We start from the raw sequence: 1254 nt of genomic DNA on the forward strand, positions 1-1254 counted from the left end.
CGAGCCATAGCTTCGGTGGCGTGTTTAGCCCCGTTACATTTTCGGCGCAGAGTCACTCGACCAGTGAGCTATTACGCACTCTTTAAATGGTGGCTGCTTCTAAGCCAACATCCTGGTTGTCTGTGCAACTCCACATCCTTTCCCACTTAACACACACTTGGGGACCTTAGCTGATGGTCTGGGCTGTTTCCCTCTTGACAATGGATCTTAGCACTCACTGTCTGACTCCCGGACATAAGTCGATGGCATTCGGAGTTTGACTGAACTTGGTAACCCTTGGCGGGCCCCGCATCCAATCAGTGCTCTACCTCCATGACTCTAAGTTCCGAGGCTAGCCCTAAAGCTATTTCGGGGAGAACCAGCTATCTCCGAGTTCGATTGGAATTTCTCCGCTACCCCCACCTCATCCCCGCATTTTTCAACATGCGTGGGTTCGGGCCTCCAGTGCGTGTTACCGCACCTTCACCCTGGACAGGGGTAGATCACACGGTTTCGGGTCTACGTCCACGTACTCATTCGCCCTATTCAGACTCGCTTTCGCTGCGGCTACGGCTTCCCACCTTAACCTTGCACGTGAACGTAACTCGCCGGTTCATTCTACAAAAGGCACGCCATCACCCCTATAACGGGCTCTGACTTCTTGTAAGCGCACGGTTTCAGGTTCTGTTTCACTCCGCTTCCGCGGTGCTTTTCACCTTTCCCTCACGGTACTGCTTCGCTATCGGTCGCCAGGGAGTATTTAGCCTTGGCAGATGGTCCTGCCGGATTCCCACGGGGTTTCTCGTGTCCCGCGGTACTCGGGATCCGTCTCGGAGGGTGCTGACTTTTGGTTACAGGGCTTTTACCTCTTCTAGCGGGCCTTTCCAGACCTCTTCGCCTAACCAACACCTTTGTAACTCCATGTGAGACGTCCCACAACCCCAAGGAGCAAGCTCCTTGGTTTGGGCTAATCCGCTTTCGCTCGCCGCTACTGACGGAATCACTGTTGTTTTCTCTTCCTCAGGGTACTTAGATGTTTCAGTTCCCCTGGTATGTCTCCTCTGCAGCTATGTATTCACTGCAGGGTGACTGGGCATTACCCCAGCCGGGTTTCCCCATTCGGACATCCCCGGATCAAAGCCTGCTTACGGCTCCCCGAGGCATTTCGCTGTTCGCCGCGTCCTTCATCGACTCCTGGCGCCTAGGCATCCTCCGTGCGCTCTTAGTAGCTTAACCAATGCTCCGGATTTGCGGTCCGTGCTCCCGTTGTAGAAG

The 1254-nt window shown here is 54.6% G+C and carries 1 rRNA gene (cut by a window edge); it reads right to left on the reverse strand.

Features of this window, described 5'->3' with window-relative positions:
- Window positions 1-1215: ribosomal RNA gene (locus L6H65_RS26280) — 23S ribosomal RNA — on the reverse strand (it extends 1804 nt beyond the left edge of the window).
- Window positions 1216-1254: the final 39 nt, after the last annotated feature.

The organism is Paenibacillus plantiphilus (assembly GCF_927798095.1).
Taxonomy (GTDB): domain Bacteria; phylum Bacillota; class Bacilli; order Paenibacillales; family Paenibacillaceae; genus Paenibacillus_Z; species Paenibacillus_Z plantiphilus.